Origin of the sequence: Enterococcus sp. AZ089, assembly GCF_050547225.1 — a bacterium.
Classification (GTDB): domain Bacteria; phylum Bacillota; class Bacilli; order Lactobacillales; family Enterococcaceae; genus Enterococcus_D; species Enterococcus_D entomosocium.
Map to the genome: position 1 here is coordinate 1,090,111 of NZ_CP172954.1, position 26,078 is coordinate 1,116,188.

The 26,078-nt window shown below is 39.5% G+C and carries 39 protein-coding genes and 1 tRNA gene; 30 read left to right on the plus strand and 10 right to left on the minus strand.

What is annotated here, in order from left to right:
• The first annotated feature begins 75 nt into the window (after window positions 1–75).
• From IGJ01_RS04990 to ybaK, 3 genes are read left to right on the plus strand one after another with little or no spacing between them, the layout of a single operon-like run.
• On the plus strand, window positions 76–1,245 hold the full coding sequence (locus tag IGJ01_RS04990) for a class I SAM-dependent rRNA methyltransferase (protein WP_430601494.1): 1,170 nt from the start codon (window positions 76–78) through the stop codon (window positions 1,243–1,245).
• A gap of 5 nt (window positions 1,246–1,250) precedes the next feature.
• Window positions 1,251–2,003, plus strand: a complete 753-nt coding sequence (gene aroD, locus IGJ01_RS04995) for a type I 3-dehydroquinate dehydratase (RefSeq protein ID WP_194188551.1) — start codon at window positions 1,251–1,253, stop codon at window positions 2,001–2,003.
• A gap of 50 nt (window positions 2,004–2,053) precedes the next feature.
• Window positions 2,054–2,545: a Cys-tRNA(Pro) deacylase gene (gene ybaK, locus IGJ01_RS05000; protein ID WP_008377655.1), complete on the plus strand. Its 492-nt coding sequence runs from the start codon at window positions 2,054–2,056 to the stop codon at window positions 2,543–2,545.
• 55 nt (window positions 2,546–2,600) lie between these two features.
• On the opposite strand, the gene IGJ01_RS05005 is transcribed toward ybaK, so the two are convergent.
• Together IGJ01_RS05005 and IGJ01_RS05010 are read right to left on the minus strand one after the other, a co-directional pair.
• Window positions 2,601–3,638: a tagatose 1,6-diphosphate aldolase gene (locus IGJ01_RS05005; protein ID WP_005237193.1), complete on the minus strand. Its 1,038-nt coding sequence runs from the start codon at window positions 3,636–3,638 to the stop codon at window positions 2,601–2,603.
• 137 nt (window positions 3,639–3,775) lie between these two features.
• Entirely contained in the window at window positions 3,776–5,038 is a 1,263-nt protein-coding gene (locus IGJ01_RS05010; protein ID WP_086316975.1) for an NAD(P)/FAD-dependent oxidoreductase, read from the minus strand.
• A gap of 160 nt (window positions 5,039–5,198) precedes the next feature.
• On the opposite strand from IGJ01_RS05010, the gene gdhA reads away from it, so the two are divergent.
• From gdhA to IGJ01_RS05025, 3 genes are all read left to right on the plus strand, one after another.
• Window positions 5,199–6,548 carry an NADP-specific glutamate dehydrogenase gene (gene gdhA / locus IGJ01_RS05015; RefSeq protein ID WP_194188552.1) on the plus strand — a complete coding sequence of 450 codons (1,350 nt, stop codon included), beginning with the start codon at window positions 5,199–5,201 and terminating at the stop codon, window positions 6,546–6,548.
• A gap of 102 nt (window positions 6,549–6,650) precedes the next feature.
• On the plus strand, window positions 6,651–7,997 hold the full coding sequence (locus IGJ01_RS05020) for a glucose-6-phosphate isomerase (protein WP_005229134.1): 1,347 nt from the start codon (window positions 6,651–6,653) through the stop codon (window positions 7,995–7,997).
• Window positions 7,998–8,359: 362 nt separating this feature from the next.
• Window positions 8,360–8,569: a hypothetical protein gene (locus tag IGJ01_RS05025; protein WP_005229136.1), complete on the plus strand. Its 210-nt coding sequence runs from the start codon at window positions 8,360–8,362 to the stop codon at window positions 8,567–8,569.
• 61 nt (window positions 8,570–8,630) lie between these two features.
• Here IGJ01_RS05025 and IGJ01_RS05030 read toward each other — a convergent pair whose 3' ends face one another.
• The 4 genes from IGJ01_RS05030 to IGJ01_RS05045 all read right to left on the minus strand — a co-directional run bounded on the left by IGJ01_RS05030 (window position 8,631) and on the right by IGJ01_RS05045 (window position 12,616).
• The gene (locus IGJ01_RS05030; protein ID WP_034872501.1) at window positions 8,631–10,433 is read right to left on the minus strand and encodes a glycerophosphoryl diester phosphodiesterase membrane domain-containing protein; all 1,803 of its coding nucleotides are present in this window, start codon (window positions 10,431–10,433) and stop codon (window positions 8,631–8,633) included.
• Window positions 10,434–10,602: 169 nt separating this feature from the next.
• Entirely contained in the window at window positions 10,603–11,202 is a 600-nt protein-coding gene (locus IGJ01_RS05035; protein ID WP_005229140.1) for a TVP38/TMEM64 family protein, read from the minus strand.
• 188 nt (window positions 11,203–11,390) lie between these two features.
• Window positions 11,391–11,861, minus strand: coding sequence for a threonine/serine exporter family protein (locus tag IGJ01_RS05040; protein WP_005237187.1), 471 nt, complete (start codon window positions 11,859–11,861; stop codon window positions 11,391–11,393).
• Window positions 11,858–12,616, minus strand: coding sequence for a threonine/serine exporter family protein (locus IGJ01_RS05045; protein WP_016619873.1), 759 nt, complete (start codon window positions 12,614–12,616; stop codon window positions 11,858–11,860). Before IGJ01_RS05045 ends, IGJ01_RS05040 begins: the two co-directional genes overlap by 4 nt.
• Window positions 12,617–12,893: 277 nt before the next feature.
• Between IGJ01_RS05045 and IGJ01_RS05050 the strand changes: the two genes are divergently transcribed.
• Both IGJ01_RS05050 and IGJ01_RS05055 read left to right on the plus strand, forming a co-directional pair.
• Window positions 12,894–13,460: a TetR/AcrR family transcriptional regulator gene (locus tag IGJ01_RS05050; RefSeq protein WP_086299272.1), complete on the plus strand. Its 567-nt coding sequence runs from the start codon at window positions 12,894–12,896 to the stop codon at window positions 13,458–13,460.
• A gap of 84 nt (window positions 13,461–13,544) precedes the next feature.
• A tRNA-Ser gene (locus IGJ01_RS05055) sits at window positions 13,545–13,632 on the plus strand.
• A gap of 142 nt (window positions 13,633–13,774) precedes the next feature.
• Here the strand turns inward: IGJ01_RS05055 and IGJ01_RS05060 are convergent.
• The 4 genes from IGJ01_RS05060 to IGJ01_RS05075 all read right to left on the minus strand — a co-directional run bounded on the left by IGJ01_RS05060 (window position 13,775) and on the right by IGJ01_RS05075 (window position 16,744).
• The gene (locus IGJ01_RS05060) at window positions 13,775–14,908 is read right to left on the minus strand and encodes a tyrosine-type recombinase/integrase (RefSeq protein WP_154694574.1); all 1,134 of its coding nucleotides are present in this window, start codon (window positions 14,906–14,908) and stop codon (window positions 13,775–13,777) included.
• A 109-nt stretch (window positions 14,909–15,017) separates the two neighbouring features.
• A complete protein-coding gene (locus IGJ01_RS05065) occupies window positions 15,018–15,728 on the minus strand; it encodes an Ltp family lipoprotein (protein ID WP_430601495.1) in 711 nt (236 codons plus the stop codon).
• A gap of 93 nt (window positions 15,729–15,821) precedes the next feature.
• Entirely contained in the window at window positions 15,822–16,298 is a 477-nt protein-coding gene (locus tag IGJ01_RS05070; protein WP_142964689.1) for an ImmA/IrrE family metallo-endopeptidase, read from the minus strand.
• Window positions 16,299–16,306: 8 nt separating this feature from the next.
• A complete protein-coding gene (locus IGJ01_RS05075; RefSeq protein ID WP_413135702.1) occupies window positions 16,307–16,744 on the minus strand; it encodes a helix-turn-helix domain-containing protein in 438 nt (145 codons plus the stop codon).
• 149 nt (window positions 16,745–16,893) lie between these two features.
• Here IGJ01_RS05075 and IGJ01_RS05080 point away from each other — a divergent pair, with 149 nt between their 5' ends.
• From IGJ01_RS05080 to IGJ01_RS05185, 22 genes are all read left to right on the plus strand, one after another.
• Window positions 16,894–17,157, plus strand: a complete 264-nt coding sequence (locus IGJ01_RS05080) for a helix-turn-helix transcriptional regulator (protein WP_142964690.1) — start codon at window positions 16,894–16,896, stop codon at window positions 17,155–17,157.
• 15 nt (window positions 17,158–17,172) lie between these two features.
• Window positions 17,173–17,499 carry a DUF771 domain-containing protein gene (locus IGJ01_RS05085; protein WP_041120560.1) on the plus strand — a complete coding sequence of 109 codons (327 nt, stop codon included), beginning with the start codon at window positions 17,173–17,175 and terminating at the stop codon, window positions 17,497–17,499.
• Between the two features lie 13 nt (window positions 17,500–17,512).
• A complete protein-coding gene (locus tag IGJ01_RS05090) occupies window positions 17,513–17,650 on the plus strand; it encodes a hypothetical protein (protein WP_170927549.1) in 138 nt (45 codons plus the stop codon).
• Between the two features lie 4 nt (window positions 17,651–17,654).
• Window positions 17,655–17,909, plus strand: a complete 255-nt coding sequence (locus tag IGJ01_RS05095) for a hypothetical protein (protein WP_087627986.1) — start codon at window positions 17,655–17,657, stop codon at window positions 17,907–17,909.
• Entirely contained in the window at window positions 17,902–18,195 is a 294-nt protein-coding gene (locus IGJ01_RS05100; protein ID WP_142964693.1) for a hypothetical protein, read from the plus strand. The genes IGJ01_RS05095 and IGJ01_RS05100 overlap by 8 nt, the downstream gene beginning before the upstream one ends.
• 409 nt (window positions 18,196–18,604) lie before the next feature.
• On the plus strand, window positions 18,605–19,429 hold the full coding sequence (locus IGJ01_RS05105; protein WP_230321977.1) for a rolling circle replication-associated protein: 825 nt from the start codon (window positions 18,605–18,607) through the stop codon (window positions 19,427–19,429).
• A gap of 14 nt (window positions 19,430–19,443) precedes the next feature.
• Complete coding sequence (locus IGJ01_RS05110) at window positions 19,444–19,851, plus strand: hypothetical protein (protein WP_196044557.1); 408 nt, start codon at window positions 19,444–19,446, stop codon at window positions 19,849–19,851.
• Window positions 19,826–20,326, plus strand: coding sequence for a Holliday junction resolvase RecU (locus IGJ01_RS05115; RefSeq protein ID WP_196044558.1), 501 nt, complete (start codon window positions 19,826–19,828; stop codon window positions 20,324–20,326). Before IGJ01_RS05110 ends, IGJ01_RS05115 begins: the two co-directional genes overlap by 26 nt.
• A 452-nt stretch (window positions 20,327–20,778) precedes the next feature.
• On the plus strand, window positions 20,779–20,973 hold the full coding sequence (locus IGJ01_RS05120) for a hypothetical protein (protein ID WP_430601496.1): 195 nt from the start codon (window positions 20,779–20,781) through the stop codon (window positions 20,971–20,973).
• 23 nt (window positions 20,974–20,996) lie between these two features.
• Window positions 20,997–21,299 carry a MazG-like family protein gene (locus tag IGJ01_RS05125; RefSeq protein ID WP_087627980.1) on the plus strand — a complete coding sequence of 101 codons (303 nt, stop codon included), beginning with the start codon at window positions 20,997–20,999 and terminating at the stop codon, window positions 21,297–21,299.
• Window positions 21,300–21,343: 44 nt separating this feature from the next.
• The gene (locus IGJ01_RS05130; protein ID WP_196044560.1) at window positions 21,344–21,649 is read left to right on the plus strand and encodes a hypothetical protein; all 306 of its coding nucleotides are present in this window, start codon (window positions 21,344–21,346) and stop codon (window positions 21,647–21,649) included.
• On the plus strand, window positions 21,618–21,896 hold the full coding sequence (locus IGJ01_RS05135) for a hypothetical protein (RefSeq protein ID WP_196044561.1): 279 nt from the start codon (window positions 21,618–21,620) through the stop codon (window positions 21,894–21,896). Before IGJ01_RS05130 ends, IGJ01_RS05135 begins: the two co-directional genes overlap by 32 nt.
• 43 nt (window positions 21,897–21,939) lie before the next feature.
• A complete protein-coding gene (locus tag IGJ01_RS05140; protein WP_196044562.1) occupies window positions 21,940–22,659 on the plus strand; it encodes a hypothetical protein in 720 nt (239 codons plus the stop codon).
• 42 nt (window positions 22,660–22,701) lie between these two features.
• The gene (locus IGJ01_RS05145) at window positions 22,702–22,917 is read left to right on the plus strand and encodes a hypothetical protein (protein ID WP_144772086.1); all 216 of its coding nucleotides are present in this window, start codon (window positions 22,702–22,704) and stop codon (window positions 22,915–22,917) included.
• Window positions 22,917–23,120: a hypothetical protein gene (locus IGJ01_RS05150; RefSeq protein ID WP_196044563.1), complete on the plus strand. Its 204-nt coding sequence runs from the start codon at window positions 22,917–22,919 to the stop codon at window positions 23,118–23,120. Before IGJ01_RS05145 ends, IGJ01_RS05150 begins: the two co-directional genes overlap by 1 nt.
• A gap of 39 nt (window positions 23,121–23,159) precedes the next feature.
• Window positions 23,160–23,468 (plus strand): hypothetical protein, encoded by a 309-nt coding sequence (locus IGJ01_RS05155; protein ID WP_196044564.1) that lies wholly within the window; start codon window positions 23,160–23,162, stop codon window positions 23,466–23,468.
• Entirely contained in the window at window positions 23,458–23,658 is a 201-nt protein-coding gene (locus IGJ01_RS05160) for a hypothetical protein (protein ID WP_430601497.1), read from the plus strand. The genes IGJ01_RS05155 and IGJ01_RS05160 overlap by 11 nt, the downstream gene beginning before the upstream one ends.
• A 5-nt stretch (window positions 23,659–23,663) precedes the next feature.
• The gene (locus IGJ01_RS05165) at window positions 23,664–24,149 is read left to right on the plus strand and encodes a hypothetical protein (protein WP_430601498.1); all 486 of its coding nucleotides are present in this window, start codon (window positions 23,664–23,666) and stop codon (window positions 24,147–24,149) included.
• Window positions 24,150–24,152: 3 nt separating this feature from the next.
• The gene (locus IGJ01_RS05170; RefSeq protein ID WP_430601499.1) at window positions 24,153–24,407 is read left to right on the plus strand and encodes a hypothetical protein; all 255 of its coding nucleotides are present in this window, start codon (window positions 24,153–24,155) and stop codon (window positions 24,405–24,407) included.
• A 2-nt stretch (window positions 24,408–24,409) separates the two neighbouring features.
• The gene (locus IGJ01_RS05175) at window positions 24,410–24,733 is read left to right on the plus strand and encodes a hypothetical protein (protein WP_430601500.1); all 324 of its coding nucleotides are present in this window, start codon (window positions 24,410–24,412) and stop codon (window positions 24,731–24,733) included.
• Window positions 24,734–24,893: 160 nt separating this feature from the next.
• A complete protein-coding gene (locus IGJ01_RS05180; RefSeq protein WP_118215272.1) occupies window positions 24,894–25,382 on the plus strand; it encodes a hypothetical protein in 489 nt (162 codons plus the stop codon).
• Between the two features lie 228 nt (window positions 25,383–25,610).
• Window positions 25,611–25,943 (plus strand): HNH endonuclease, encoded by a 333-nt coding sequence (locus tag IGJ01_RS05185; protein ID WP_430601501.1) that lies wholly within the window; start codon window positions 25,611–25,613, stop codon window positions 25,941–25,943.
• Window positions 25,944–26,078 lie beyond the last annotated feature (135 nt).

A 26,078-nucleotide genomic window follows, 5' to 3' on the forward strand; every position in this document is an offset into this window, starting at 1 on the left:
CTTTACTTTCAAGGATACAGACAATACTGTCGCTTTTTGCTATACTAAAAAGGAGAATGAATGGAGCAGATGAACATGAAAATAAAACTAACGAAGCAAGGATCAGCGAAGCTTCGCAAAAAGAATCCGTTGATCCAACGAGAAGATCTTCAACAAGCAATCGAGACGAAGGAGTGGGTCACCTTTATTGATCAGGCCAACCATTTCTTAGGTGTCGGCTATCTTGGGGAACAAAATAAAGGGATCGGATGGGTCGTATCCTTTGAAGAAACAGTGATCGACCAAGCATTCTTTGCGCAACGCTTTGCGAAAGCAAAAGGCAAGCGTAGTGCGTATTATCAAGATGACCTGACAGATGCCTTTCGTCTGTTTAATGGCGAGGGGGATCAATTGGGGGGACTTACCGTAGATTTGTATGGCGAGTATGTCGTTTTTTCTTGGTACAATGCCACCCTTTATCAACATAAAAAAGCGATCGTAGCCGCTTTTCGTCAAATCTTTCCCGAAATCAAAGGGGCTTATGAAAAAATTCGCTTTGCGTCTGAACTGCCTGAATCAGCATGGGTCTATGGGGAAACGGCGCCTGAACCCTTACTTGTGAAAGAAAATGGTGTCACGTATGCGACATATTTGAACGAAGGACTAATGACGGGCATCTTTTTGGATCAAAAAGAAGTGCGTGGGCAACTTGTTGATGGTCTGCCAGCTGGCAAGTCGGTTTTAAATATGTTCAGTTATACAGGGGCGTTTTCTGTCGCTGCTGCTGTCGGTGGCGCTGCTCAAACAACGAGCGTCGATTTGGCAAAACGCAGTCTAGAAAAGACCCGCGAGCAATTTGCAGTCAACGGCATTGATCCAGATACCCAACGTATCCATGTCATGGATGTTTTCAATTACTTCAATTATGCCAGCAAAAAAGGCTTGCGCTTTGATGTGATCGTCTTAGATCCGCCGAGTTTTGCCCGCAATAAGAAAAAAGTCTTCTCGGTTGCAAAAAACTATGGCGATTTAGTCACAGATAGCTTGGGGATTTTAGCGCCAGATGGTTTATTGATCGCCTCAACGAATGCAGCCAATCTTTCACCGAGGAAGTTTCAAGAAATGATTGAAGCATCGTTAGAGAAAGCACATGTTACTTATGAATGTATTCAAAGTTATCGTCTACCAGCTGATTTTGCGGTAGACAAGCACTTTCCAGAAGGAAATTATCTGAAAGTATTCTTTTATCAAATGAAAAAGGAGTGAAGGAGATGAGCCGATCAAAACCAGTAACGTTAGACGGGAAAACACCGTTGATTTGTGTGCCATTGATTGGGAAAACCAATGAAGAGATCTTGAAACAAGCCATTGCTGCTGAGGAATCAGAGGCACAGATCGTCGAATGGCGTGTTGATCATTACAAACATGTCGAAGACCAGCAAGCGGTCTTAGATGCGTTATCTCATATTCGCACGACATTAAAGCACAAAGAGCTGCTCTTTACTTTTCGAACCTTGGAAGAAGGGGGCGAGCGGGCGTTCACATTGACCCAGTACAAAGAATTGTGTTTAGCTGCTGCTGATTCAGGCTTGATCGATTGGATCGATGTCGAATTAGAGAAAGCTGAATTTTTAGGTCGCGGCTTTATTCAAGAAATCAAAAAGGCACAGGTAAAGCTGATATTGAGCAATCATGATTTTGAAAAAACGCCAGAAGATGCTGTGTTGATTTTAAAGATCGGTGTAATGAATCAATTTGGCGCCGATGTTGGCAAGCTAGCCATGATGCCCAAGCAAGTCCAAGATGTTTTGCGTTTGATGGGGATCATTACTAAAGCGCGTGGCTTCAACCAACTACCGTTGGCGATCATGTCGATGGGGGAGCTGGGGAAAATCAGCCGTGTTAGCGGGGCATTGACTGGTTCGGTCTTTACTTTTGCTTCGTTGCAAGGGGCATCAGCACCTGGACAAATACCGATCGAACGAATGACCAACTACTTACAAGAATTTTCACTCAATGAGTAAGACCAGCCAAGGCCTTCTCTTAAAAGAAACCAAAACAAAAGAGGGATAAAATGGCGAAGAAGAAACAAAAAACCAATGCGATCCGTCAAGTAGAACAACAGAAAATCGCTTATAACGAATACACTTATGAGTGGTCGGAAGACCATCTCGATGCGCAATCCGTCGCTGTGCAACTAGCACGCCCGCAAGCCATCTACAAAACGCTGGTGGCACTGGGCAACAAAACAGGTCCGCTAGTGGCTGTGATTCCTGGAAACAGAGAAGTGGATCTGAAAAAGTTAGCCAAAGTCAGTGGAAACAAAAAAGTAGAGATGCTGCATCTGAGAGATTTAGAAGAAACGACTGGCTATATTCGCGGCGGCTGTTCGCCGATCGGGATGAAAAAGCTCTTTCCTACTTATATTGATCGTGGGGCGCAGACACTGGAAGAAATCGTGGTTTCTGCAGGAAAGCGCGGGTTGCAGATGGGGCTTGCCCCACAAGCGTTGCAACAATTGACTAGGGCGATCTTTGCCGATTTGTTGGCACCTGAACACGAATAAAAAATCCCCGTGAACCATCTTGAAATGCCGTTCACGGGGATTATTTTGTACTATTTTATTCCATTACTTCAATATCGAAAACCTCAATATTTTCTAAACCACCATAAAAGTCAAACCATGGAGTGGCATATTGTTTTAGAATGGCGTTTAATTCTTCAACATTTTCTTTCCCTTGGGTGTCCAGCCATTCCAGTAATGCTTTGGCGCCTTGCTTCCCATAGATTTCCACACTATCGCGCCAAGTTGCTCGCCCACCTAAGATTCCTGAGAATTTGGCACCGTGTTGACCAGCAAAGGTCAATTCATCGCGAAAGACATTCGCTGGAACTCCCGCACTCAAATAGATAAATGGCCGAGTCGCGGCGTCACTGGCTTCTTTGAAGTAATTGGCTGCTTCTTCTTGCGTATAGACGGCCTCTAAGCCTTCTTTTTGGAAGCCTTCCACTAAGTCGAACTGAACCGGTACTTCGACTTTCAAAATATCGATATGGTAGTGATCTTTCGTCAATTCCTGAATGGTTCGGATGACCTTGCTCGGTTTGATCTTGGCAAAAGCAGGTGATTTGTCATCTGTGATCTCATCATCATAGACGATCGGTTCCACAAATAAGGGAATATCGGCCGCCTGTGCCTCCGTACCTAAACGCTCCAAAAACGCATGTTTGGTATCTAAAATCTCTTGGGGTTCATCTGGATTATAATAAACCAAGACTTTTGCAGCATCCGCACCTTTTTTCACCAAGCGCTGCAACGATTCATTGGGTAAAATCTCTGGCAAACGACCCGGCGTGTTGACATCATAGCCTGTTTTTTCATAGGAAAGGATCAAGCCAGCATTGGGATTCTTTGCTTCGATCCCTAAGAAGCCATATTCCTCATCTAACAGAATACTGCTGACATATTTGGTCAGTTCTTGGGAAACCAACTGTTTGAATTCATAAATGTGTTCCATCGTAAAGTCATCCGGTCCAGTTGCCGCCTTCATCATTTTTTTCATGGAACCACGTTGGTCGATCGCTAGTGCGGCAATCACACCGTCCTCATTTGAAAGTTTTTGCATTCGTTCAAATTTACCTCTTGAAATTCGTTTCATAAAAAAAACCTCCCTCGATCTTGCTATCTTTAGTCTACGCCTACTTTGAGAAAAACCCAACTAATAAGCAAAAAGAGAGGAGACCCAGGTGTTGGCAGCAACGGCAAGGATATTGCTGCCAACACCTGGGTCGTCGATCAATAACTGAAATAACTAGCTGTTTCTGCTGCGTTTTTTCCAGAAACATGACCCGTGCAAAACGCAGCGGTGATGTTGAAACCACCTGTATAACCATTGATATCCAGCAATTCACCGGCAAAATACAAGCCATTGATTTTCTTGCTTTCCATGGTCTTAGGATTGATTTCTTTCAGATGGACCCCGCCGCCCGTCACGAAGGACTTTTCTAATGGGAACGTGCGGACAATGGTGATTGAAAAGCCTTTGATCAAGGAAGCGAGCGCCGTCAACTGTTCCGGTGAGGCTTTTTCAGCAACCAGCTCATGCAAGTCTAGCTGCTGCAAAAAGAAGGTCATCAAGCGCTCAGGCAAAAAGCCAGCTAAAGCATTCGGCAATTGTTTCTTCGAAGCCGCAGACTGAATTAATTCTTGGGTCAAGGCTTCCTGGGCTTTCGTCGGCAGACAATCCAGAACAACCGTCACTGGTTGCTGCTTTTTCAATTCTTGGTTCACAAAAGAGGAACAGCGCAAAGCAGCTGGACCAGATAACCCAAAGTGGGTAAACAAAAGATCCATGGTATGGGCGACGATGGGCTTTCCTTTTTGATCCAAGACGCTCAAGGTGATGTCTTGTAAGGAAATGCCCTGCAAGGTCCGTTCTTGAATAAAAGATTCTTCTGAAACAAGCGGCGATTCGGTTGGATAAAGCGGCGTAATGGTATGCCCGACTTTTTTCGCCATCTTATAGCCGTCCCCCGTCGCGCCCGTGGAAGGATAGGTGCGGCCACCCGTCGTCAAAATCACGCTTGGGGCAGAGAACTCATCGGTTTCGGTTCGTACGCCGCGTATTTGGCTGCCATCATGGATCAGCTTGGTTACGACCGTATTCGTCAACAGGGTGACGTGATGATCGTTGATTGCTTGAAGCAGCGCTTCGACGATGGTTTTTGATTTGTTCGTCACAGGGAACATCCGTCCGTGGTCTTCTTCTTTTAAGACGACACCTAAGTCTGCGAAAAACGCCATTACATCATAGTTATTGAATTGGGAAAACGTACTATACAAAAACTTGCCGTTTCCTGGAATATGAGCAACTAAATCATCTACCGGCCGATTATTAGTTACATTGCAACGTCCGCCGCCAGTCATCAATAGTTTCTTGCCGATTTTTTTGTTTTTTTCGATTAATAAGACCCTAGCACCTTGTTTGGCAGCGGTGATCGCAGCCATCATACCGCTCGTACCTGCACCAACAACGATGACATCATAGGTTTTTTCCATTCTTCTCACCTCTTTGGGATTGTAACACATCGCCTATGACTGCTGAAAGGAGAGGGCGATTTTTTTCGAATGATAAAAAATTCTGACAATTCTAAAAAAAAGCGTGCAATTTCAGAAAATTTCTTTAAAATAGAAAATATCTTAAAGGAGGTAATGCACTATGACCAAAGCTTCAGCTTACGTGAAAGAAATTCAAGCGAAGATTCACGAGAAAGACCAACACCAACCGGAATTTCTTCAAGCAATTGACGAATTTTTGCCTACGATCGTTCCCTTTTTAGAGGAGCATCCAGAATATATTGAATCAAATATCCTTGCACTCTTAACTGAACCAGAACGTTTTATCCAATTCAGAGTCCCGTGGCAAGACGATCAAGGCAACTGGCAAGTAAACCGTGGCTATCGGATTCAATTCAACTCTGCAATGGGGCCTTACAAAGGCGGCTTGCGTTTTCACCCAAGTGTAAACTTGAGTATTTTGAAGTTTTTGGCGTTTGAGCAAATCTTCAAAAACAGCTTGACGGGTCTGCCGATCGGCGGCGGCAAAGGCGGAAGTGACTTTGATCCAAAAGGCAAATCAGATGCCGAAGTGATGCGTTTTTGCCAAAGCTTTATGACGGAGCTGTCAAAACATATCGGACCTGACCTAGATGTTCCTGCTGGCGACATTGGTGTCGGAGGTCGGGAAATCGGCTATTTGTTTGGTGCCTACAAACGATTGAAACAATATGATGCCGGGATTTTAACCGGTAAGCCACTAGACTTCTGGGGCAGTAAAAACCGCACAGAAGCAACGGGTTATGGCGCTGTTTATTTCGTTAAGCATTTATTGACAGACTTAGGTGAAACATTTGAAGGCAAAAAAGCGATCGTTTCTGGAAGCGGCAATGTTGCGATCTATGCAATTGAGAAATTGCAACAATTAGGTGCGATCCCTGTCACATGTTCTGATTCCTCTGGTTTTATTTATGACAAAGACGGCATTGATCTGGCCTTATTAAAAGAGATCAAAGAAGTGAAACGCGAACGGTTGACGGCTTACGCCAAGGAACGGCCAACAGCGGAATATCATGAAGGGGCAACTGTCTGGGATTTTGATACTCCAGCGGAATTAGCCTTTCCTTGTGCGACCCAAAACGAAATTGATCTCTCGCAAGCCAAACGTGCAAAAGCCAATGGCGTCCGGGTCGTTTCTGAAGGCGCGAATATGCCTAGCTCATTAGAAGCAGCAGAATATTTTATTGAAGAAGGAATTTTCTACTGCCCAGGAAAAGCAGCCAATGCCGGCGGCGTAGCCGTTTCTGCTTTAGAAATGAGTCAAAACTCCCAACGATTGCAATGGGAAAAAGCCGAAGTCGATGCCAAATTGGATGATATCATGAAGTCGATCTATGAAGCATGCCGTGATACAGCTGAAACCTTCGATCAAAAAAATAATTTTATGTTAGGTGCGAACGTAGCAGGCTTTGAAAAAGTTGCTAAAGCAATGTTTGCTCAAGGACTTGTCTAAAATCACCTGACAGGCTATCTATCAGGAATTACTTGAAAAAAGTTGGAAAAAAACGTAAAGTAGGTAGTGTATGAAAAACTATTTTTTCAAGGAGGACAAATCATGTCACACATCAAGTTTGACTATTCGAAAGTAGCACCATTCGTGAACGAATACGAATTGAGCTACATGCAAAGTCAAGTTACAGCAGCAGACAAACAATTACGCGAAGGAACAGGTGCTGGTAGCGACTTTTTAGGTTGGATCGACCTTCCTAAAAATTATGACAAAGATGAATTTGCGCGTATCAAAAAAGCGGCTGAAAAAATTCAATCTGATTCTGAAGTACTAGTCGTGATCGGGATCGGCGGATCTTATTTAGGAGCGAAAGCAGCGATTGATTTCTTAAATCATTCTTTCTTTAACTTGTTACCAAATGAAGAACGCAAAGCACCACAAATCTTTTTTGCCGGTAATTCGATTTCTTCAACTTACTTAGCAGATTTGATCGAAATCATTGGTGACCGTGACTTCTCTGTGAATGTGATCTCAAAATCAGGAACAACTACTGAGCCAGCGATCGCTTTCCGTGTTTTCAAAGAACGTTTGATTGAAAAATACGGCAAAGAAGAAGCCAACAAACGGATCTACGCAACAACGGATAAAGCGAAAGGTGCAGTAAAAGTTGAAGCAGATGCCGAAAACTGGGAAACCTTCGTCATTCCAGATGACGTCGGCGGCCGTTTCTCTGTATTGACTGCTGTTGGTTTATTGCCAATCGCTGCCAGCGGAGCGGATATCGATGCCTTGATGCAAGGGGCAGCGGATGCTAGCGATGCTTACGCAAGTGACGACCTTGAAAAAAATGAAGCGTATCAATATGCAGCAATGCGTAACATCCTTTATCGCAAAGGCAAAGTAACCGAATTGCTGATCAACTACGAACCAGGCATGCAATACTTCTCAGAATGGTGGAAACAATTATTCGGCGAGTCTGAAGGAAAAGACCAAAAAGGGATCTATCCTTCAAGCGCAAACTTCTCAACAGATTTGCATTCTCTTGGTCAATACATCCAAGAAGGCCGTCGCAATATCTTTGAAACTGTCGTAAAAGTTGAAAAACCACGCAAATCAATTGCGATCCCTACACAAGAAGCAGATCTTGATGGTCTTGGCTACTTAGAAGGAAAAGAAGTTGATTTTGTTAATACGAAAGCTTTTGAAGGAACGTTACTTGCCCATACAGATGGGGATGTACCTAATCTGTTAGTAAAAATTCCTACAATGGATGCGTACACGTTAGGTTACACGATGTACTTCTTTGAGATCGCTGTAGGTATCTCTGGTTACTTAAACGGGGTGAACCCATTTGACCAACCAGGGGTTGAAGCGTACAAGAAAAACATGTTCGCCTTACTTGGCAAACCAGGTTTCGAAGATCTTGCAAAAGAATTGAACGAACGTCTATAATTCGACAAAGAAACGCCTTGTGCCAGTTCTGATTGGCACAAGGCGTTGTTTTATTTTCGCGTTTGTTGTGTTACTCGATAGTTGATCCAATAAATCAGCGGTCTTCTTTTAATCCCCAAAGCAACGCAGCAGACAATAGTCCAAAGATACAGGTTTGAATAATTGGCATTTGACTCATCTCCTTTTGATTTCCTTTAGTATAAAATGCTTTTTAAGAAGTGGCACGAACAAACCAGTGCGTTTCAACGAACGAAACTGTCATTTCTTGGTGACAAATGCGTGATGAATTGAAATAAAACGTTTTCAATTTGATGCTTTTTTGTTATTATATCTTTAAGAAAGAAAACGGTTGAGGTGAGGATATGGAGAATATTACGATTGGTGAAAAATATGTCTGCCAACCTGTCGGGGCGAGCAAGCCTGTGATTGGTGTGGTTGAAAAACTATACGTAAATACGGCGTTGATCGTCGTTTCAAGTTATGAAGAAGAAGATCAAGCACAAGTAGAAGCTTGTAATCGTCGGATGATCGTCAGTTTCAATAAAATTTGTACGCAAACGAACGTTGCCTAACCAACTAGCAAAAAATGCTGCTCAACGGATCACCGTGAGCAGTATTTTTCTTTGTGTGAGATCAGCCAACCCCAATCACGAAATTCAATAGTTTGTCTGAATAAGTCATGTCTTCTTCCGACAAACTCAACTCTTCATTTAAAATCCCCATTTGGTCAGTAATGATCCCGTCTACACCGTAAAAACGCATTCGGCTGATAGTATCCGCATCATTGGGGGTCCAAACGAACACTTCCTTGCCATCGGTCCGGGCAGAAGCGATGAAGTTGCGGTTGATCGTACTGTATTCCATTGTCAGAAAGTCGGCACTGGTCAGTGGCGGCCCTACGACATTGAAAGGCATGATGTATCCCGACGTCAATTCAGGCGCCTTATCTTTTAATTCTTCAACAACTGTATAGGAGAGACTTTGCATAATATGCCCATTTGCAACTAAATCCTCTTGGTATCGGTCTAAGAAGGCATCTACGAGTGCCGCAGTATCTTTTTGTTGGGTTTTGATCTCCACCAGTAATTTTTGGTCCAACTGATTGGCAAGCGCCAAGTACTCGTCAAAAGTTGGAATACGGGCTGTCTGGTTGTTTTCTGAAACCGTCAGTGATTCGGCGTAACTCAAGGGCAATTGCTCGGGTTTTCCTTTGCCGCCTGTCAAAGGCCGGTAAGAAAAATCATGGTAGACAATAAAATGACCATCACTTGTTTGCTGGACGTCCATTTCCACGTAGTCCGGCTGATATTTCTCACTAGTAAATCGTAACGCTTCAAGGGAATTTTGGACCCCTTGTCCGTCGCTTACCCCTCGATGGGAGATCGTTACCGGATGGATCGAAGCAGCTGAGGTCAGATAGTTCATATTATACAGACTAACCCCAACACCAAAAAGTACCGTGACCAAGGTAAACAAGGAACTTTTCAGTCCTAGAAAATGTCGCTGGTTCAATGGTTCTTGGTGGAACCACGAAGGGATCTCTGGTAAAAAGCCTTCATCATCCATGAAATCAACGATGATGTAAAAAATAGCCACGGTCGATAAAATGACATTCAGTAACAAAATAAACTGCAAGAAAGTCATAATAAAAACAGCACTATACAACGCATAGTCCGGTGTAACAACTTCAATCACTGCTTGAAGGGTAATCAGCAGCGTGAAGCCCAGAGTCGTGATCAATAAGATACTACCACCGATAAAGACAAATTGACCAACGATGGCAAAAAAACGGCGTTTTGTTACTTGGAGGCTTTCTTTGATCGCTTTTCGAAAGGGCAGATCACGTAAAATCATTTCCGGTAAGGCAAAGATCACGCGAATCCCCAAGTAAATCAACAAAACATAAACCAAAAGCACTGCCCCAATGATCAAGACACGATTGGCAAAAATAAAGTCCATGATAAAGGCAGGGATTTTGATTTTTGCGAGTAAATCCGAATTAAAACTCAATCCACCGATGGGTAAAATCAGTAAGAAGTAAAAAAGGAAAAATAAAAAGGTCATCGGCCGTAATTTGCGCAATTGCAAAATAGTCATTCGTAACAATTGCCGCAAGCTGATGGGCTGCTTCTTTTTGATAAAATAGACACTCAGCAGCAAGAAAGTAAATTCAAAAAAGACGGCTAATAAGATCAAAAGCAAAATCAGGGTTAATGAGAGCAACACAATAGGGTGATCTGTAAAGATACTACCGATATTATCGAAAGAAAGGTAGGGCAATCCGCCGCGCTTTAAGACGAACTTGGTGGAAGCCGATAATATCGGGATCACTAAGAACAACAAGGCACCGTGCATCAATAAAACATCACGGAAGTAGGCATTGCTGTCTTTCAAAAAATCCCACGTGTTGACTAAGCTGTTTTTTAAATAATTCATGGTCGTCATCCTAACAAAGTAAGTATTGTGGTTAATTTATTCTAGAAAGGCGGTAAAAAAGAGCCGAACAGTTTTAGAAGCACATTTGCCACAGGCATAGTTCCCTGTTTGAAAAGCAGCTTCTTTACGTTCGGCTCGCTGAATTGATCGTTTTTCTTACATATGATTCTTATCCGCCTAACAAACCAGTTAAGAATGTTCCACCGTAAATCAATGCCATACTGTACAAGAAAATTGAAGCAGGTTTTGCCAACAAAATAATCAACGTAAATTTCTTCACCGTCATGTTGGTCAAGCCAGCCATTAGACAAAGGGCATCATCAGGGGCAACCGGTAGAAAGATTGCAAGGGCGAAAAGTTTTTCAAATCGGCTTTGGTTGTCTAACCAGCCGATATATTTATCGTAAGTTTTGTCACTGATCATACTTAAAATGAATGGTTTACCGTATCGTCGGCCAAGCAGGAAAATAATGACAGAACCAATACTGATTCCTACATAGTTATAAACGAATCCTAGATAAGGACCGAAAATCAAGACACCTGCAGCGCTGGAGACACCACCGGGAATAATCGGGATTACTACTTGCAAGATCTGCAATAGGATAAAGACGATTGGTCCTAAGATAACGGAATTTCCAACTAGACCTCGCAGTGCATTAATATCTTTAAAAACACCTAGATTGATAAAATAGATGGTTAACGCGATCGATAAACCTAAGCCAATAATAGAAATCGTATTAATGATACGACGAGAAGTTGCTATGCTCACAGGACTTCATCTCCTTTATGTTTCATAATCTCACTATACGGGGTGGGACCAGAAAAATCCAGTAAAACAAATGACAAACGTCAAACAGTTTTGTAAGGTATGCCTTTATTATAAAAGAAGTCCGAAAAGAAAACATTGTACTAAAGTCTGAAATAAGAAAAATTTATAGTTTCTGCGCGCCAATAGTTTTAGGAGATTTTTTTATCCGGGTGACGTTTTTTTGTGCGTTTCACTTGCCAGCGATTGACGATCTTTTCAACCACACTCGTCATCATGAACCCGCCGGCAATCGCCCCAGCGGTGATGACAACGATCATCAGATTTTCAAAACCGACAAAGTTGTCGCCCAAAGCGAATTCTCGAACGGCTTTGTAGGCAGGCCCACCCGGTACGAGGGGAACGAGGCTAGGAATGTTAAAAATGATCATGGGCATTTTTTTTCTGCGGGAAAAAAAGATGCTGACGCAACCGACGGCAAATGCGGCTAAGAAGTTGGCACTGCCTAGACCGTAGCCAATCGTTTGCAATGACCAATAGATCATCCAGCCAACCGTTCCAGCAATGCCTGTGGCAACTAAGGCTCTTTTAGGAATATTGGTCAAGATGCCGAAGGTTACAGTGCTTAAGAAGCTGAAGGAAAGGTGAATAAAAATCGTCATGAGATCCCTCCAAATAAGGTGAAGACCGTGGCGATGCCTACACCGATCGCGGCAGCAGTAAAGATGGCCTCTGTTCCCCGAGCTGTGCCACTAATGAGATGGCCCGCCAAGATATCCCGAAAGGAATTGGTGATTGCTACACCAGGAACTAAGGGCATGACGGCACCGATAATCAAATTATCGACGTTTTGTGCGATATGAAGAGAGACCGCTAAGACAGACAAAGTACCGATCAGTAAGGAGGCACAAAACATATCCAAAAAGCGAATGTCGATCAGTTTCTTGACCCAATACGCACACAAAAAGCCAAGGCAGCCAATGACGAAGGTCGCTAGAAAGTCAAACCAAGCACCGCCAAAAATAATCATTAAGGTACTGCTGACCACGCCAGCACTAAGAACCTGTAGCCAGTAAGGAAAACTTGGTGTTGTCTGATTGACCTTTTTTAATGCCTCATGCAGTTCCGCTAAGGAAAGTTTCTTTTCCGCATAGGCGCGAGAGAGCCCATTGACGGCAACAATTTTTTCGAGATTGATGACTCGATCATGAACATTTTCTACTTGTGCATAGTGGCTACTGCGTAAGCCCATAAAAAGTCCAGTTGCTGTTACATAACTAATACTCCCTTGCTCTCCAGCGTTTGCCGCAATTCGATTCATCGTATCTTCCACGCGATACACTTCCGAGCCGTTTTCCATCATGATTTTCCCTGCTAATAAGCAGGTCTCCAATAATAGCTCTTTTGATTCAGCCATTTCCAAACCCCTTTTTCAATCGAATTTGCGTGCTACACTCCTAGTGTACAATTTCAGCGAGTTTTCAACAAGAAAGAAAAGTAGATTTGAAAAATAACTAGAACGCCATCCGTTGGATTTTTTGTGATAAATGAAAAAAGCAGAACATTTCCTATTACTAAACATTCGTTTTTAGTGAACAAAGTGAATAGAAATAAGATAACGGAAGGAGTGTTTTATTTTTAAAAAATGAATATCTCGGTTACAATTAAATAAATATAAAAAGGGGGATTTATTGATGCGAAGGAAGGTCTATACAAGAGAACACATTTTGAAGGCCGCTTATGAACTGATCAATAGAGAAGGTTTTGGCAACTTTACGGCCCGGAATATCGCTAAGCACATGGGAATTTCTACTCAACCAATTTATCTTGAGTTCGAAAATATGCAGGACTTAAAAAATACCTTGGTGGAGGCTGTTTTCAAAGATTTATCGGAAAATGTTTTTCCAGTCGTTCGAACAGGAGACAAACTTGTTGATTTAGGCCTGAATTATATACGCTTCGCGCAAGAGCAGCACAATCTCTACATCGCCCTTTTTATCGACGACTACGGCGGTGGGAAATTGATGCATGATTTTTCATCCACCTATTTCAAATCCTTGATCAAATCAGAAGAAAAATATGCAGATCTATCCGAAGATGCGATAAATGCACTACATAATGGCGCATGGATCGTTGTGACTGGTTTGGCTTCCTTAATGTCGGCGGGTATCATCACACCCACCGATGATCAGATCATCAAAATCATCAACGAGACGATCGCAGGCGTAATCGAAAAGAAAGAAAACTATATTTTCGATTAAAGAACAAAAAATCTGTATCCATTTCCATTTTGGATGCAGATTTTTCTTGACATTTTTTGTAAAACTAGCGAAAATAACTGTTATGGAGAGTTGGCAGAGTGGTAATGCAGCGGACTCGAAATCCGCCGACCCGGTTCATCCCGGCGCGCAGGTTCAAATCCTGTACTCTCCTTATGAAGAAACCAGAAGAACCCCTGATTATATAAGGAATGCTTATATATCAAGGGTTCTTGTGTTTTTTAATATATAAGAAAGTGGAAGAAAACTAGAGAAAATAAGATTATTTTGCACCGATTTTGCACGAGATTAAGGATTCATGCAAATAGCTCACCCATTGTCGTGCTAACGATTTGAGATTCTTTTTGTTCCATTTCATCAAGAATATGCTGATAAATACCTAATGTCGTTTCAATTTTTTTATGGCCCAAACGTCTGGAAACGTATTTTAGATTAACACCTTGATAGATAAGTATTGATGCATGTGTATGTCGAAGGCCATGAAAGTTTATCGGTTGATCTATTCCAATTTTCTTTTGATGTTTCTTCAACGTTTTGTTTACTGCAGAGTTTGATATTAACTCCATATCGTCATTTAAAAAAACTAGATTTTTCTCATTCTTTAGTATTCTGCCAAAGTAATATTCACGTTGATGTTTCTTTAATTGTTTCAGAAGATCAAGAGTGAAGTCGTCAACAGTAATAAGGCGCATTGATTGGTAATTCTTAGTATTTGAAAAGTCTTGTTTGTATACATAGTCCCATGTCTTCTCAACCCTAACAGTTTTATCTTCAAAATCTATACAGTTCCAAGTCAATCCAAGTATTTCCGCATATCGCATTCCTGTAGCAATACCTAAAAGAATCATATATCTGGATACGTATGTTGGTTTGATACCATCAATTAAAGAATTTGTGAGTTTTTTGGTTTCATTGTAGCTTAGGAATTTATCTCTATCTGATTTATCTGAAACACCACCACGAGATGAAACCTTATAAGTAGGGTCCTTGAAAATAATTCCTTCTTGCAGTGCATCTTGTATCGCTGCTTTCATATAGATGTGAATTTTTGAAACAGTGGAGGTTCGTCGCGTTTTAGCGAATTCATTCAACTTCTGTTGGTATATTTTCCTATTCAAATCTTTAAGTTTTATTCCTTTGAAATTTGCTTCCGCAAATTTTATAGACTTTTCTATATCGGCATCATTTGCTTTAGAAAACTTTCCTTTTCTATAAACTTCATACCATTCTCGAAAATAAACAGAAAACTCCTGGTCAGAATCAGAAATTCTAAATCCTTCAGTTAGTTTCTTTTCAATAGCAGCAGCAGCTAGATGCGCTTCTTTTTTTGTTGCAAATTTTCCTTTTGTTTTTGTTTTATATTTACCATCAGTATCTTTATAAGAGACACGATACTGCCATCCGTTTTCTTTCTTTTGAATACTAGCCATATTGATTCAACTCCTTAGTTTTGCTACAATAGGCATGACTAAATAAGCCTTACGTTTATTTGTGTCCAGCACGTCCTCGACCGCCAAGAAGAGGGACGTGTTTTTCTTATTAATCTAAATTATTAACAGCGTAATCAGCTTCTTCTTGTGTAAACTGACCTCCGTGTTCAGAAACTAATTGATCTCTAATACCTTCAGGAGACATTGACATGCTTTCTTGATAACTTTTCGCTTGTTCCAATGCATTAGCAGTCCAATCAGCTTTAATGTTATCAATAGCGTATTGTGCCTCTTCAGCAGTAAACTGACCGCCATTTTCAGAAATTAGTTGATCATAAATTCCTTGTTTAGACATATGCATTGAATCAGAATAAGATTCAGCTTGTTCCAATGCGTTAGCATTCCAATCAGCTTGGATATTATCAATTGCATACTGCGCAGCATCAGGTTGAAATTGACCACCATACTCGGATACTAGCTGATCATAAATTCCTTGTTTGGACATGTGCATTGTATCTGAATATGATTTCGCTTGATTCAGTGCAGATTTAAATTCGCTAGAAACATTATCTTCTGGCTTAGACTCTTTTTCAACAACAGTAGATGAACTTTCTTCTTTAATTGATGAACTTGTCGATTTATCTGCTACAGAAGAGCTATTTGAAGTTTTTTCGGCAGCAGAATCATTATTACCACCAGATAATCCGTTACCAACTATTGCTATAAAGATAATAGCTAGTACCCAAAACCAAACCCTTTTGTAAAATGGTTTCTTAACCTTGTACATTTTACCATCTTCGCCTCTAACTCTTTTTGCCATTTTTCTTTCCTCATTTCTTTGATATAATATATTTGTACAGTCTCAGAAATGAGCAGATCTTTTGGGAGCGGGAACTTCCAAAAGATTTTTTGTTTATCCAAAAATTTTAATAGGTTCCACGAATATAAACTCATTGTCGAATGTAAATTTATAGTTGCGATGATAATGGTATTTACCGTATTTGTTGAAATAGTGAATGAGGGTATCTTCAAAAAATTCGGGAGTTACATTCAGGTGTTCGCTGCATTCATAAATGTTGTTACATCCATTCAAAGCACAGTCTAAGAGATCATCAAGTGTGATCAGAATTTCAATACCATATCTTCTAGCTTTCCATTCTTCTTTCCAAGCCTCGGGATCTTTATAATTAAGAATATTTCCAATAGTTCTTTTATGGTGACCAAATTCTTCAGCCAAAACAACCTTCTTTTTTCTACTTGATTTATTTTTATCTAAGTATATCCGATTGTTTCTATAAAGACCTGTATATCCAGTGTCCTGTTCTAAAGGTAATTCTATAACTGGAATTTCAGTCGTAACCTTGTTTAAAAGATTTTCAAAATCATCCATCTGCAACCCTACTTATCATCAAATTTTTTATCTGCCTCATCTAAATATAGATTTAGATCTTCAAATTCTTTTTTAGATAACTTCATATTAGGATCGTCAGAGTGAGCTGCGATTGTGAATAATTCTTTCTTCTGTTCTTTGAGTTCATTTTGAGCAAAATCATATACTCTTTTTTGGCGATCCATATTCAACTGGCTGTAAATAGAATCTATTGAAGACTTGCTTTCTTTGTAAGTAGTGTCAATATCACTTTTCATAATCCCAAAATAATCAGCGATTTTTTGAATAACTCCATGAGATGGATTAGAGCGCAAATTCATATAGTCACTCATAGTTGATGGAGAAATCCCAATTTCTTTAGCTAACTGTTTTTGGGTTATATTATTTTTTCTAATAAAACTTTTTATATTTGCTGCAATAATGATATTCCTTTGTTTATCATCCATGTTCTCACCTCTTTATATTTCATATTATACGAAAAAATCGAATCAAAGTAAATATATAAGTACGAAAATTACGAATTTATTTGTTGACAATACGAAAAAATCGTATTATATTTGACTCATCAAATACAGAACTATGAGGAGGAAGTTGGATGAAGACCCTAAAAGAGTTGCGAGTGATGCATAGTTTGACTCAGGAAGAGCTAGCTGAACTTTTTGATGTTACTTCAAGAACTATTCAAAATATGGAAAAAGACTCTTCAAAAATAAAAGATAGTTTGCTTAGGAAATATATTGATGCTTTCGGTGTCAAGTATGATGAAATTTTTTTAGGTAACGAATACGAAAATTTCGTACATGAGCAAGATAAAAAGAAATCAATCATTTTGACCTTCAAAAGCAAACAAAGAAATTAGGGAGGGAGAAACACTATGTCTCAAACCATTGAAATCAATACACCGATTCAAATCTTAATACCTTCACATTTAAAAGTTGTGGAGATTGAAGAATATGAATCATTAAAGAAAAAAGATTTGATGGGTCAAACATGGACAATGGATGATCTTAAGGAACGGCTGCAAACTACTGACGAAGATTGGATAAAGGAAAAAATTCTTTATCCAAACAGAGAAATACTAGATGTCAGAAACGGCGGTTTTGTTCGTTACTCAAAAGGCAAAGGGAACCCTTGGAAATTCAATGCTTTAGAAATGGCAAAGTATTTGCAAGAAAACTGGGCAAATATCATGTCAGATTGAAAGGAGGGATTTTGTGAATAAGAAATGGTTAGCAACACTCCATAACAATCCATTGTATAAAGCACGTCAATTACAAGGGATTGCTTATGCCAGCTTATTGTTAAACGGTATTTTGTTAGCTATTTGTTTCCTATTAATGATTGGAGGGTAACTAGATGTTTAAAGAAAGAGAAATTATTTTCACTACTAATCGAATGTATGTTAAGCCATACACTCAAAAAATTAAGTCGATTATCTGGAATAAGTTTGAATCGACATGTGAAGTAGAGGATCGTTCATTTGATAGCGATGAGACACCAACGATTGCTTTATATTTCGTTGTTTCTGATGATCAGTTTCAAAAGTTGCAAATGGCCATCCCTAAATTGCTACCGGATTTAGTAAGTAAAGGAGGAATTCAATATGAATAATGACAAGTTAGCCTTAACGTTAGCCGATAAGTTGATGGCAAAAGTCAACAGTTTGCTAGATGCAGAAGTTCGAACAATTACTAACGATTTACAGGATACTCAAAAGGACATTGAAGCAAAACGCACGATCTCAATAAAGGTTGGAATCAAAGTCACTAGTGATCATCGAGGAATTACCATCGATGCAGAATCGAATCACGGATTACCGAAACGAGAATTGGAACCAGTTGTTTATCCAATTGATGTCAATAATTCTGGACAGATAAATTTGTTCGAAGATGAGTGAAAGCTGCAGGTGATGTAAATGTTGTCGAAGGCAATCGAGTATTTGGAAAAAATGCCTGCAATTGTGATGCAGGTTCGTATGAGAAAACGTGGCGAGAATTATGTATACAGTATTGAAGCGAAAACTGAACGAGGTAGAGTAGAAACATTTCAGTTGCGTGGAAGAACGTTGTATCACCATGTTTTTCATCTGGGAAAACCAACCGAAGAAAAGGTTCTTTTCCAGTTTTCAGAACAATAAAAAAAGCCGCCCAAATTGGCGACTTCTGAGAATGGTATAACTTATTCCCTGACAAGATAAGTATACCATCCTCAGACTATTTTTGCAAAAAACGCTGCTATTTCGGCGTTTTATCGTCCTTGTATTAGATACTAACTTAACGGACGTAGAAAATTCTGGGGTGTTTGTCATGAAGAAATCATTTGTTAGAGAACGCAGAGTGGAAGCTGGACCATATAAAGAAATCCGACTTTACAGTAGGACGATCGAGCAGGAACGAAAATGCAGAGAACCCAGAGGTAGGAGAAAAAAAGTAACTGGCTTATCTCAAGCAAGATGGAATCAAGCCCAAAGTAAAAGAAAGGCTGCTTTGTTCCTATATGCAAATTTTGGAGAGAAAGATTACTATGCCACTTTCACTTATTCTGATCAGTTTCTCCCTGAAAAGCCTGCTGATGCAAAGCGTGATCAAGAAAACACTTTGAAAAAACTAAAAAGACTCTATGAGAAAGAAGGGTTCGAACTCAAGTACATGTGGTTTACCTCTTATCAATACGATGAGGAAGTAGGCTATATCACTCGAATCCATCACCATATTGTTTTAAACAATGGACCATCAAGGGATGCAATCGAGAGTGTTTGGTCTAAAGGGCGAGGAAAGAAGAAGCAGCCTCTTGGTCGAAGGCAAGTGCAAAACATTCAATACGATTCAGATGGGATGCAAGGCTTGGTCAATTATTTAACTGGTCAAGAGAAATGGGAAAATCGCCAGTGGAAGAAAGGTCAAAAACGATGGTCCAAGAGTCGAAACCTTAAAGAACCACACGAAACAACGAACGATGATTATTGGTCATTTAGAAAACTAAATAAATTAGGTATGTCCAATGATGATGGAGCAGAGGAAATTCTTAAGAGGTTTCCTCAATACCGGATTTTAGGAGATATATTAAAAATTTACGATGAGGATCGTGGATGGTATTTCAAAATCGAACTGTTCAGAAATGATGATGGATAGAGAAAGAGGTAGAAATGGAAAGTAAACAGACGTATCTGGTCGCCTGCTTTGATAAATCAGATTGTATCGACATGATGCAGGAAGTCTTTTTGATGTTAAACATTGATGATCAAAACAAAGGGAAATTTTCTCCATGTATTAAAACATTGGAAATCAAATCAGAAGCAAAGGAAATCCGGTTTCTTCAAAATCAGCAAATTTGCGATACTGCATCAAACAAGTTAAATGATCATTCAGCATACACAGGAATAGTTAAGAGTGATCGGTATTCACAATTCGTTTGCTTTGAAGATAAAGCACACTATGAGCGCATTTACCGCAGAACACTAGATACATTTGGTCAAAATGACAAAGAAGGATTTATTACTAAACTAATGCAGAAAGTAGGTAGAAACGATGTCTTCAAGAAATTACCAAAATAGAGTCAACAATGATTTAGGCGATATCTTTGAAAAAATGATTGATCAAGGATGTTGGTACTACAGAACAAATGAAATTGCTTTGATTGAAAAAACGCCTGAACCGTTTCGTGTGAAGAAAATAATCGGCGATGGCAGCATGATCGTTTATCCGATCGGAAAAGCTCAACCAGATTATAAAGGAACTCTATGGGATGGACGTGCCATTGTTTTTGAAGCAAAGATGACCACAACGGATCGATTAAAAAAATCAGTGATCACACAAAATCAAGAGGCATTGTTGGATCTCCATCAAAAATTAGGTGCGATGGCAGGAGTTTGTTGCATGATCAAAAAGACCGTTGGGTTTATCCCATGGAGTGATTGGCAGAATATGAAAGCAAAATATGGCCGTCAGTACATTATTGAAGAAGAGTTGGAAGAATATCAGGTTGCTACGCCGGGCTACATCGATTTTCTGAATAAAACGAATTGGTGATTCTATGGATGAAAGAATAACCAGTTTTAAAGTAGCACGTGTCGAATTCACCATGTTTTGCGAGGTACGAGGATGGACGGTTGAGTATTTTTCTAACAATCCCAAGAATTACCGTCAATACTATGCAAGATGTTACGTTCCGGAGAAGGCAGATACCTATCATTTTATTATTACACTTGCGGGGAAGTACTATCGCCTTCTCGGAAATAAGCAGTGGGAGCCTTATGAATATGTGTATAAGCCAGCAGATGCAGGAGGTGATCAACATGAAACAGAATCAACAGGCGATGAAGCAGAAAGAGCATGAAAAAAAGAAGCGTCACAGAGAACGTGCTTTAAAACTACAACGATTGCTTTATCTATCTAACCTTGATGATTGAGAGATTGATCCAATAAGCGAGAAAGAGCGGGAAGCATTGCGTGTTGAACTCTGGAGAGGGGAGCAATCCCATTTGCGAATTGTTGAAGTTCTATACAAAGGCGAAGTGATTTTCACAGGTACTCGAAAAGACGTATGTCGGAAGTGTAAAAAAGCAAATCGAACGATGAGCGATTTATTACGTTATGGTCATGAAGATAAACAAGGAAGGACTTACCGCTATAAGGATTGGAGTGGAACCATTGACGAGGTGGTTGATTACGATTAATCAAAATAATTGAAGGGAAATTCATGAATGAGTTAGTTGAATTAGTAGAACAATGGTCAAAAGAAAAAGGATTGGATAAATCAGATTCTAGCAAACAAATGTTGAAAGTTGTCGAAGAAACTGGTGAAGTTGCAGCTGCATTAGCAAGAAACGATCGAGATGCACTAAGAGATGGTATTGGCGATGTAGTAGTAACCTTGATCATTTTGGCAATGCAAAATGATATGGACTTGTACGAATGTTTGAATTTTGCTTATGACGAAATCAAAGGACGGACTGGAAAGATGGTCAATGGTGTTTTCGTTAAATCCAGTGACCTGAAATAATTCCAGAATCGGAAGAAATTGCGGAATTGAGGGAAGTGAAAACTATGGAATTCAAAGGCTATAAAATTCAAGATGAATTTAGCGATAGCAACAGGTTTAAAGGAGTTCGAGTTCACCTTTACAACAATCAAAATGGAATGTACGGATTCATTGAGGTGGGTAAAGAGTTCGATTTATGGGGATTAAGTGGTATCGAACCAGAGAATTTAAACAAAGAAACATGGAAAATGTTAGTTGAAAAAGCAATAGACAGTTATAGCGATAATTCAGAGTATTATGTGCAGAAGTATTCATTTGACTTTGTTCAGGGGATGAATTGTGGCTTTACAAGGCGTTTACCAGTTGATTAACGACAGAAATACAAAACTAGAAAGAGAGTTGAATAAAGTGACTCTACCAATTAACGAGTGTCCACATTGCGGTTGCGCTATATTCTATCGTAAAGACTATATGAGCGGTTCTTCATGGTATTACGCAAGTAATACGATAGATGTAGAAAATGGTTCTATGTATGACGGTTTAAAAACCACTTATGGAAAATGGTGGCATTGTGATGATTGCCATAAGAGGGTTTTTGAAGATGAAGACGTTGAGTAATTCAACTATCCACCAAAATAACCAACTGAAGGAGTTTTAGCAAATGTTAACTTTTGAAAAAGTGCAACAAGGAAATTTTGAGCTTGTTTACAAGATTCCGAAAGAAGTAGGGCAACGTTACGAAGAATTGACTTCTTTTTACCGAGGAAGAGACTTTAACAAGGAGATTGAAAGTTATATCGAATCCTTTGTAAATGACTTTAGATCATTCGTCACACCAGAAAATGAAAAAGCTTTGGATGAAAGGCTTGTTAGATACAACAAATTGGTAGTTGAGTTGCGAACCAACATTTTGAAAGCAACGACAATTCCATCTGTAATGATTTCCGGCGGTGCTAACTATCCCACTAGAAAGAAAAAGCGTGAACTTGATCGCATTCATGAGTTGGAAAGGGAACTATACAGCAACGATGGGAAGCATGAAAGATTTTTAGATAATACAAGAAAAATGTTTGATCCAGTTTTGATCGAACAAAGAGAAAATGTAGACGCTAAACGAAAAGCTAAAGCAAAAGAAGAAGGCTGGCAAGCATTTTATAGCGAACTTGAACACGAAGAAATTGCTGGTTATGGCATCGATTTAGAAGATAACCGAATTTATATCGTAACTAACGGAAAGCCGTCCGAGGATATAAGAGGCTTGTTAAAATCAGCTGCAATGCGTTGGTCTCCAAAAAATAAACGATGGCAAAGAATTTTGACCGAAAATGCAATACGAGCGATTGAAAATAAGATTCTCATTCCGCTCGAATTATCTGAATAATAGTCAGCTATCCGACGAAATAAACAACTAGGGGGAATAGTTATGCAAATAGAGAATTCAGCTCTACCAGAGAGTGAATACATTGAAAAAGTAATCAATGTCGAAAAATTAGAGAGTGGAAGTTATCAAGTGACGGCTCGTGCTTTCCCTACAAGAAAAAGGAAAGTTCAAATTATTACTATGAAATTTTCTCGAAACGGATTTAACGCATTATTAGGCTCTTTGATGGCCTTGGCGCAGGAACAGGAGGAAGAGTGATGATAAAATTCAAGGAATTTTTAGCACCATTTATTGATAAACAACTAACTGATTTCTTTAAAGAAAAAGTAGCAAAAAATCCAGACGAAGTTTTTGAATATGTGGAATTAGTACCTATGGATAATGATCGAATTATTCTGATCTACCGACAAACCAACAAAGCTGTCTACAAATTTAGAACTTTGGCAAAAGGACTTAATTAATTCCGCAATCGTCAACGATAGCAAACAGGAGGGATAAGAATGAATTGGCCTGATTTTTGTAAAAAAGTAAGTGAACTGTCTGATAAGTTGCAAAAACTTGATAGTGAGTTAGAACATGGAGAACGTTTTGGCGATGCATTCCGTAGAGAACACGGTGGCGGAATTAAGTCTAGCGATTGTGAGTTGTGTTTTTGGGATGCTTTTGAGGGAAACAATAAGCATTTTGGTGTGCCTCGTAAGATTATGGCGAAAGCAATCAACGAAGCGAAAAGTGATTTGTTTGAGCAGATTCATGAAGTAGAGAATGAATTACTTGTTTTAGTTCAGGAGCAAGCTAATGAAAGTTAATCATTATACAGTACTAGCCATTGTATCAATACTGTTAACGATCGCTGGATTGAGTTGGCTATCCTATACAATTGTGGACCAGCAGAAACAAATTGAGCAGTTACAAGAACAGCTGCAGCATGAGCAGATGAAGTACAAGATTATTATCAACGATCCGTTAGTCAGGGATGCTATGGAAGCAGGGGGATGAAATAAATGTTAAAAGAAATAGGACGGATTGCTTTTCATGGTATGAATTCGAACGAAGAAGAAGTCATGAAGGCTTGCTTGGAAAAAATATGGATCATGTCCGTTGAGAATGTTTCAGAATCAGAAGCCAGTAAAAAAATGAATGACAATCAGAAAGATAAGATCAAGGCAGATGACGATCGTGGAGCATATTTAGTTAAAAAATACGGCACATATAAAGGACATTCAAAATTCAAATTGGCATTAGATTTCTTTCAAATGAGTAATGATCGTTTTTTTGAAATATATAAGTTTAACTTTGTCCCTCGAGGTGAATTGTATGAGGTAGCAAGATCATATATAACCGGAAGACAATTGAGTAAGGGCTTAATAGTTGGAACAAGTATTTCTGCCAATATGCTGAGTCAATCCGGAATGGAGATAAATATTTCGAGTGGTGTTGCAAATCAGATCCGTAATTCTGTAAATAACTCATTTAAGCTTGGAGGCTAAATCATGGAAAAGAAACGAACCGGACTTGAAAAAGTAAGTGATGGCATCGGATTAGTAATACAAGGAGTTGTAGAGGTATTCTCGAATGTTATCTCAGCAGTTTCTAAAATAATTAACAGGATGGATTGGGAAAGTTTAGCTAAGGTATCAGGCGATGACCGAATACGAAAATATTATGCTATCTATAGAAGAACCAATAAATCCAGAATAAAGAAGAAACAAGTTAAAAAGATTAAAGCTATTTTATATGGAGGATGAAAATGACAAATCAAAAACCAATGTGGCAAGTAATGAGGGAAGCCGCCTTAGAACGTGAAGAAAATGAAGTTCTAAAAAGGGAAGAGGAAAAACGGACTGTACAGCTTAATGCAAAACAAATAGTAGAAAACACAAAGAATGGGCGTAAATACTATTTCCATGCTGATAATGGTTCCAAACTACTTATCCGTGGAGTTGAAGAAAGTCCAATAAAACCAAATGAAGTGGTTGCCCGGTTTAAAGTTGAAAATCAAATGTTCATTCTCACACTGCCAGTAGATAAAATCGAAAGATGGGAACTAATCTGTAAGGATGATTGCTTATGACGTTTGCTATATTGGGATTTTCGGGATTCGTGATGGTTATGGTCATTGCAGTAATTGTCGGGAAAAAGATGGACGAGAAAGAAGGCAAATAAAAAAAGCCACTACCTTTTAGGTAAGTGACCAGTGACATGATTATTTTACCATAAAAGGAGTGGCGTTTGTGAGATTTCAGTGGCTTAAAAATTATCAAGATTTAGAAGAGCAGATTCTCTTCATGAAATGGAATCTTAACAAAAGTAAGTTGGAATTGGAACGATGGGTCAGTGGTGATTTAGCAAACGTCCGTCTTGAAAAAAACTCAAGGTCAGCTTCTTTAGAAGAGAATATTCAAATAATTGAAGAAGAGATTGAATTACTAGAAGATCAACTAAATGAAATGGTTTTACTGATAAAGTCGTTTAAGGGATTAGACAATCAAATAATGTATTTGAAATATGTTGAAGGGATGACTTTAGAAAAAATTGCCGAAGATCTTAACTACAGCACATCGTATATTCAAAAGAAACATACTGAATTAAGGAAAGCAATTGATTTTGTCGATGAGTATATTTTAAACAAAAATAAGTTGAAGATGAAGATATCATTGCAAGATCATCGAGAAAAGTTGCACAAAAGTTGCACTACTAATTCTAGTTTTAAACTTGATTAATATGGAATATATTAATAGCGTAGAAGAAACGAGAGACGGTCTATGGCTACTCACATAATCATAAACCGAATGGAGGAAAGCTCCTTATCGCAAAACTTCTTTGGATAAATAGAAAGACAGCACATTGTTTTGAAACGAGGTGAATCACTTCAAATCAAAATTCGCTAGTGCTGTCTTTTTGTTATGAGTATTAAATGTACTCCACCCCTAAGAAAGGATCCCTTTATAATGGCTTTAAGAGCGGACAGACAAGGACCCCACCGGGTAGCCTTTGAGAAGAACAAGAAGATACTGCTGAAGACCCTGAACACATGTGGCATTTGTGGTAAGCCTATTGATAAAACACTAAAGGCACCGCATCCTTTGAGTCCAGTAGTGGATCACATTGTACCAATCAATAAAGGTGGTCATCCATCCAGCATCGAAAACCTGCAGCTGGCTCATTGGACATGCAACCGACAGAAGTCTGACAAGTTATACTCAATCAAAGATGAAGCGCCTAAAGTTGTAGGTAATAGAAACCTTCCACAAAGCACTGATTGGGCTTCTTATGGCGGTTGAAAAAGTTAGATACCAATCATACCAAAAAGAAATTAAAACCTGATACAAGCGAAAAGAGAAGGGGGGATAGGTACCCCTCCGCCTTGGCGGCCGAGCTTCACGCCGTCACTGTACATTTTTTCTCACGCGACTTTT

Excerpts from the sequence above, each read along its gene's own strand:
- IGJ01_RS04990 (WP_430601494.1), top strand. The coding sequence starts at position 76 with ATGAAAATAAAACTAACGAAGCAAGGATCAGCGAAGCTTCGCAAAAAG.
- aroD (WP_194188551.1), top strand. The coding sequence starts at position 1,251 with ATGAGCCGATCAAAACCAGTAACGTTAGACGGGAAAACACCGTTGATT.
- ybaK (WP_008377655.1), top strand. The coding sequence starts at position 2,054 with ATGGCGAAGAAGAAACAAAAAACCAATGCGATCCGTCAAGTAGAACAA.
- IGJ01_RS05005 (WP_005237193.1), bottom strand. The coding sequence starts at position 3,638 with ATGAAACGAATTTCAAGAGGTAAATTTGAACGAATGCAAAAACTTTCA.
- IGJ01_RS05010 (WP_086316975.1), bottom strand. The coding sequence starts at position 5,038 with ATGGAAAAAACCTATGATGTCATCGTTGTTGGTGCAGGTACGAGCGGT.
- gdhA (WP_194188552.1), top strand. The coding sequence starts at position 5,199 with ATGACCAAAGCTTCAGCTTACGTGAAAGAAATTCAAGCGAAGATTCAC.
- IGJ01_RS05020 (WP_005229134.1), top strand. The coding sequence starts at position 6,651 with ATGTCACACATCAAGTTTGACTATTCGAAAGTAGCACCATTCGTGAAC.
- IGJ01_RS05025 (WP_005229136.1), top strand. The coding sequence starts at position 8,360 with ATGGAGAATATTACGATTGGTGAAAAATATGTCTGCCAACCTGTCGGG.
- IGJ01_RS05030 (WP_034872501.1), bottom strand. The coding sequence starts at position 10,433 with ATGAATTATTTAAAAAACAGCTTAGTCAACACGTGGGATTTTTTGAAA.
- IGJ01_RS05040 (WP_005237187.1), bottom strand. The coding sequence starts at position 11,861 with ATGACGATTTTTATTCACCTTTCCTTCAGCTTCTTAAGCACTGTAACC.
- IGJ01_RS05045 (WP_016619873.1), bottom strand. The coding sequence starts at position 12,616 with ATGGCTGAATCAAAAGAGCTATTATTGGAGACCTGCTTATTAGCAGGG.
- IGJ01_RS05050 (WP_086299272.1), top strand. The coding sequence starts at position 12,894 with ATGCGAAGGAAGGTCTATACAAGAGAACACATTTTGAAGGCCGCTTAT.
- IGJ01_RS05060 (WP_154694574.1), bottom strand. The coding sequence starts at position 14,908 with ATGGCTAGTATTCAAAAGAAAGAAAACGGATGGCAGTATCGTGTCTCT.
- IGJ01_RS05065 (WP_430601495.1), bottom strand. The coding sequence starts at position 15,728 with ATGGCAAAAAGAGTTAGAGGCGAAGATGGTAAAATGTACAAGGTTAAG.
- IGJ01_RS05070 (WP_142964689.1), bottom strand. The coding sequence starts at position 16,298 with ATGGATGATTTTGAAAATCTTTTAAACAAGGTTACGACTGAAATTCCA.
- IGJ01_RS05075 (WP_413135702.1), bottom strand. The coding sequence starts at position 16,744 with ATGGATGATAAACAAAGGAATATCATTATTGCAGCAAATATAAAAAGT.
- IGJ01_RS05080 (WP_142964690.1), top strand. The coding sequence starts at position 16,894 with ATGAAGACCCTAAAAGAGTTGCGAGTGATGCATAGTTTGACTCAGGAA.
- IGJ01_RS05085 (WP_041120560.1), top strand. The coding sequence starts at position 17,173 with ATGTCTCAAACCATTGAAATCAATACACCGATTCAAATCTTAATACCT.
- IGJ01_RS05095 (WP_087627986.1), top strand. The coding sequence starts at position 17,655 with ATGTTTAAAGAAAGAGAAATTATTTTCACTACTAATCGAATGTATGTT.
- IGJ01_RS05100 (WP_142964693.1), top strand. The coding sequence starts at position 17,902 with ATGAATAATGACAAGTTAGCCTTAACGTTAGCCGATAAGTTGATGGCA.
- IGJ01_RS05105 (WP_230321977.1), top strand. The coding sequence starts at position 18,605 with ATGAAGAAATCATTTGTTAGAGAACGCAGAGTGGAAGCTGGACCATAT.
- IGJ01_RS05110 (WP_196044557.1), top strand. The coding sequence starts at position 19,444 with ATGGAAAGTAAACAGACGTATCTGGTCGCCTGCTTTGATAAATCAGAT.
- IGJ01_RS05115 (WP_196044558.1), top strand. The coding sequence starts at position 19,826 with ATGTCTTCAAGAAATTACCAAAATAGAGTCAACAATGATTTAGGCGAT.
- IGJ01_RS05125 (WP_087627980.1), top strand. The coding sequence starts at position 20,997 with ATGAATGAGTTAGTTGAATTAGTAGAACAATGGTCAAAAGAAAAAGGA.
- IGJ01_RS05130 (WP_196044560.1), top strand. The coding sequence starts at position 21,344 with ATGGAATTCAAAGGCTATAAAATTCAAGATGAATTTAGCGATAGCAAC.
- IGJ01_RS05140 (WP_196044562.1), top strand. The coding sequence starts at position 21,940 with ATGTTAACTTTTGAAAAAGTGCAACAAGGAAATTTTGAGCTTGTTTAC.
- IGJ01_RS05145 (WP_144772086.1), top strand. The coding sequence starts at position 22,702 with ATGCAAATAGAGAATTCAGCTCTACCAGAGAGTGAATACATTGAAAAA.
- IGJ01_RS05150 (WP_196044563.1), top strand. The coding sequence starts at position 22,917 with ATGATAAAATTCAAGGAATTTTTAGCACCATTTATTGATAAACAACTA.
- IGJ01_RS05155 (WP_196044564.1), top strand. The coding sequence starts at position 23,160 with ATGAATTGGCCTGATTTTTGTAAAAAAGTAAGTGAACTGTCTGATAAG.
- IGJ01_RS05160 (WP_430601497.1), top strand. The coding sequence starts at position 23,458 with ATGAAAGTTAATCATTATACAGTACTAGCCATTGTATCAATACTGTTA.
- IGJ01_RS05165 (WP_430601498.1), top strand. The coding sequence starts at position 23,664 with ATGTTAAAAGAAATAGGACGGATTGCTTTTCATGGTATGAATTCGAAC.
- IGJ01_RS05170 (WP_430601499.1), top strand. The coding sequence starts at position 24,153 with ATGGAAAAGAAACGAACCGGACTTGAAAAAGTAAGTGATGGCATCGGA.
- IGJ01_RS05175 (WP_430601500.1), top strand. The coding sequence starts at position 24,410 with ATGACAAATCAAAAACCAATGTGGCAAGTAATGAGGGAAGCCGCCTTA.
- IGJ01_RS05185 (WP_430601501.1), top strand. The coding sequence starts at position 25,611 with ATGGCTTTAAGAGCGGACAGACAAGGACCCCACCGGGTAGCCTTTGAG.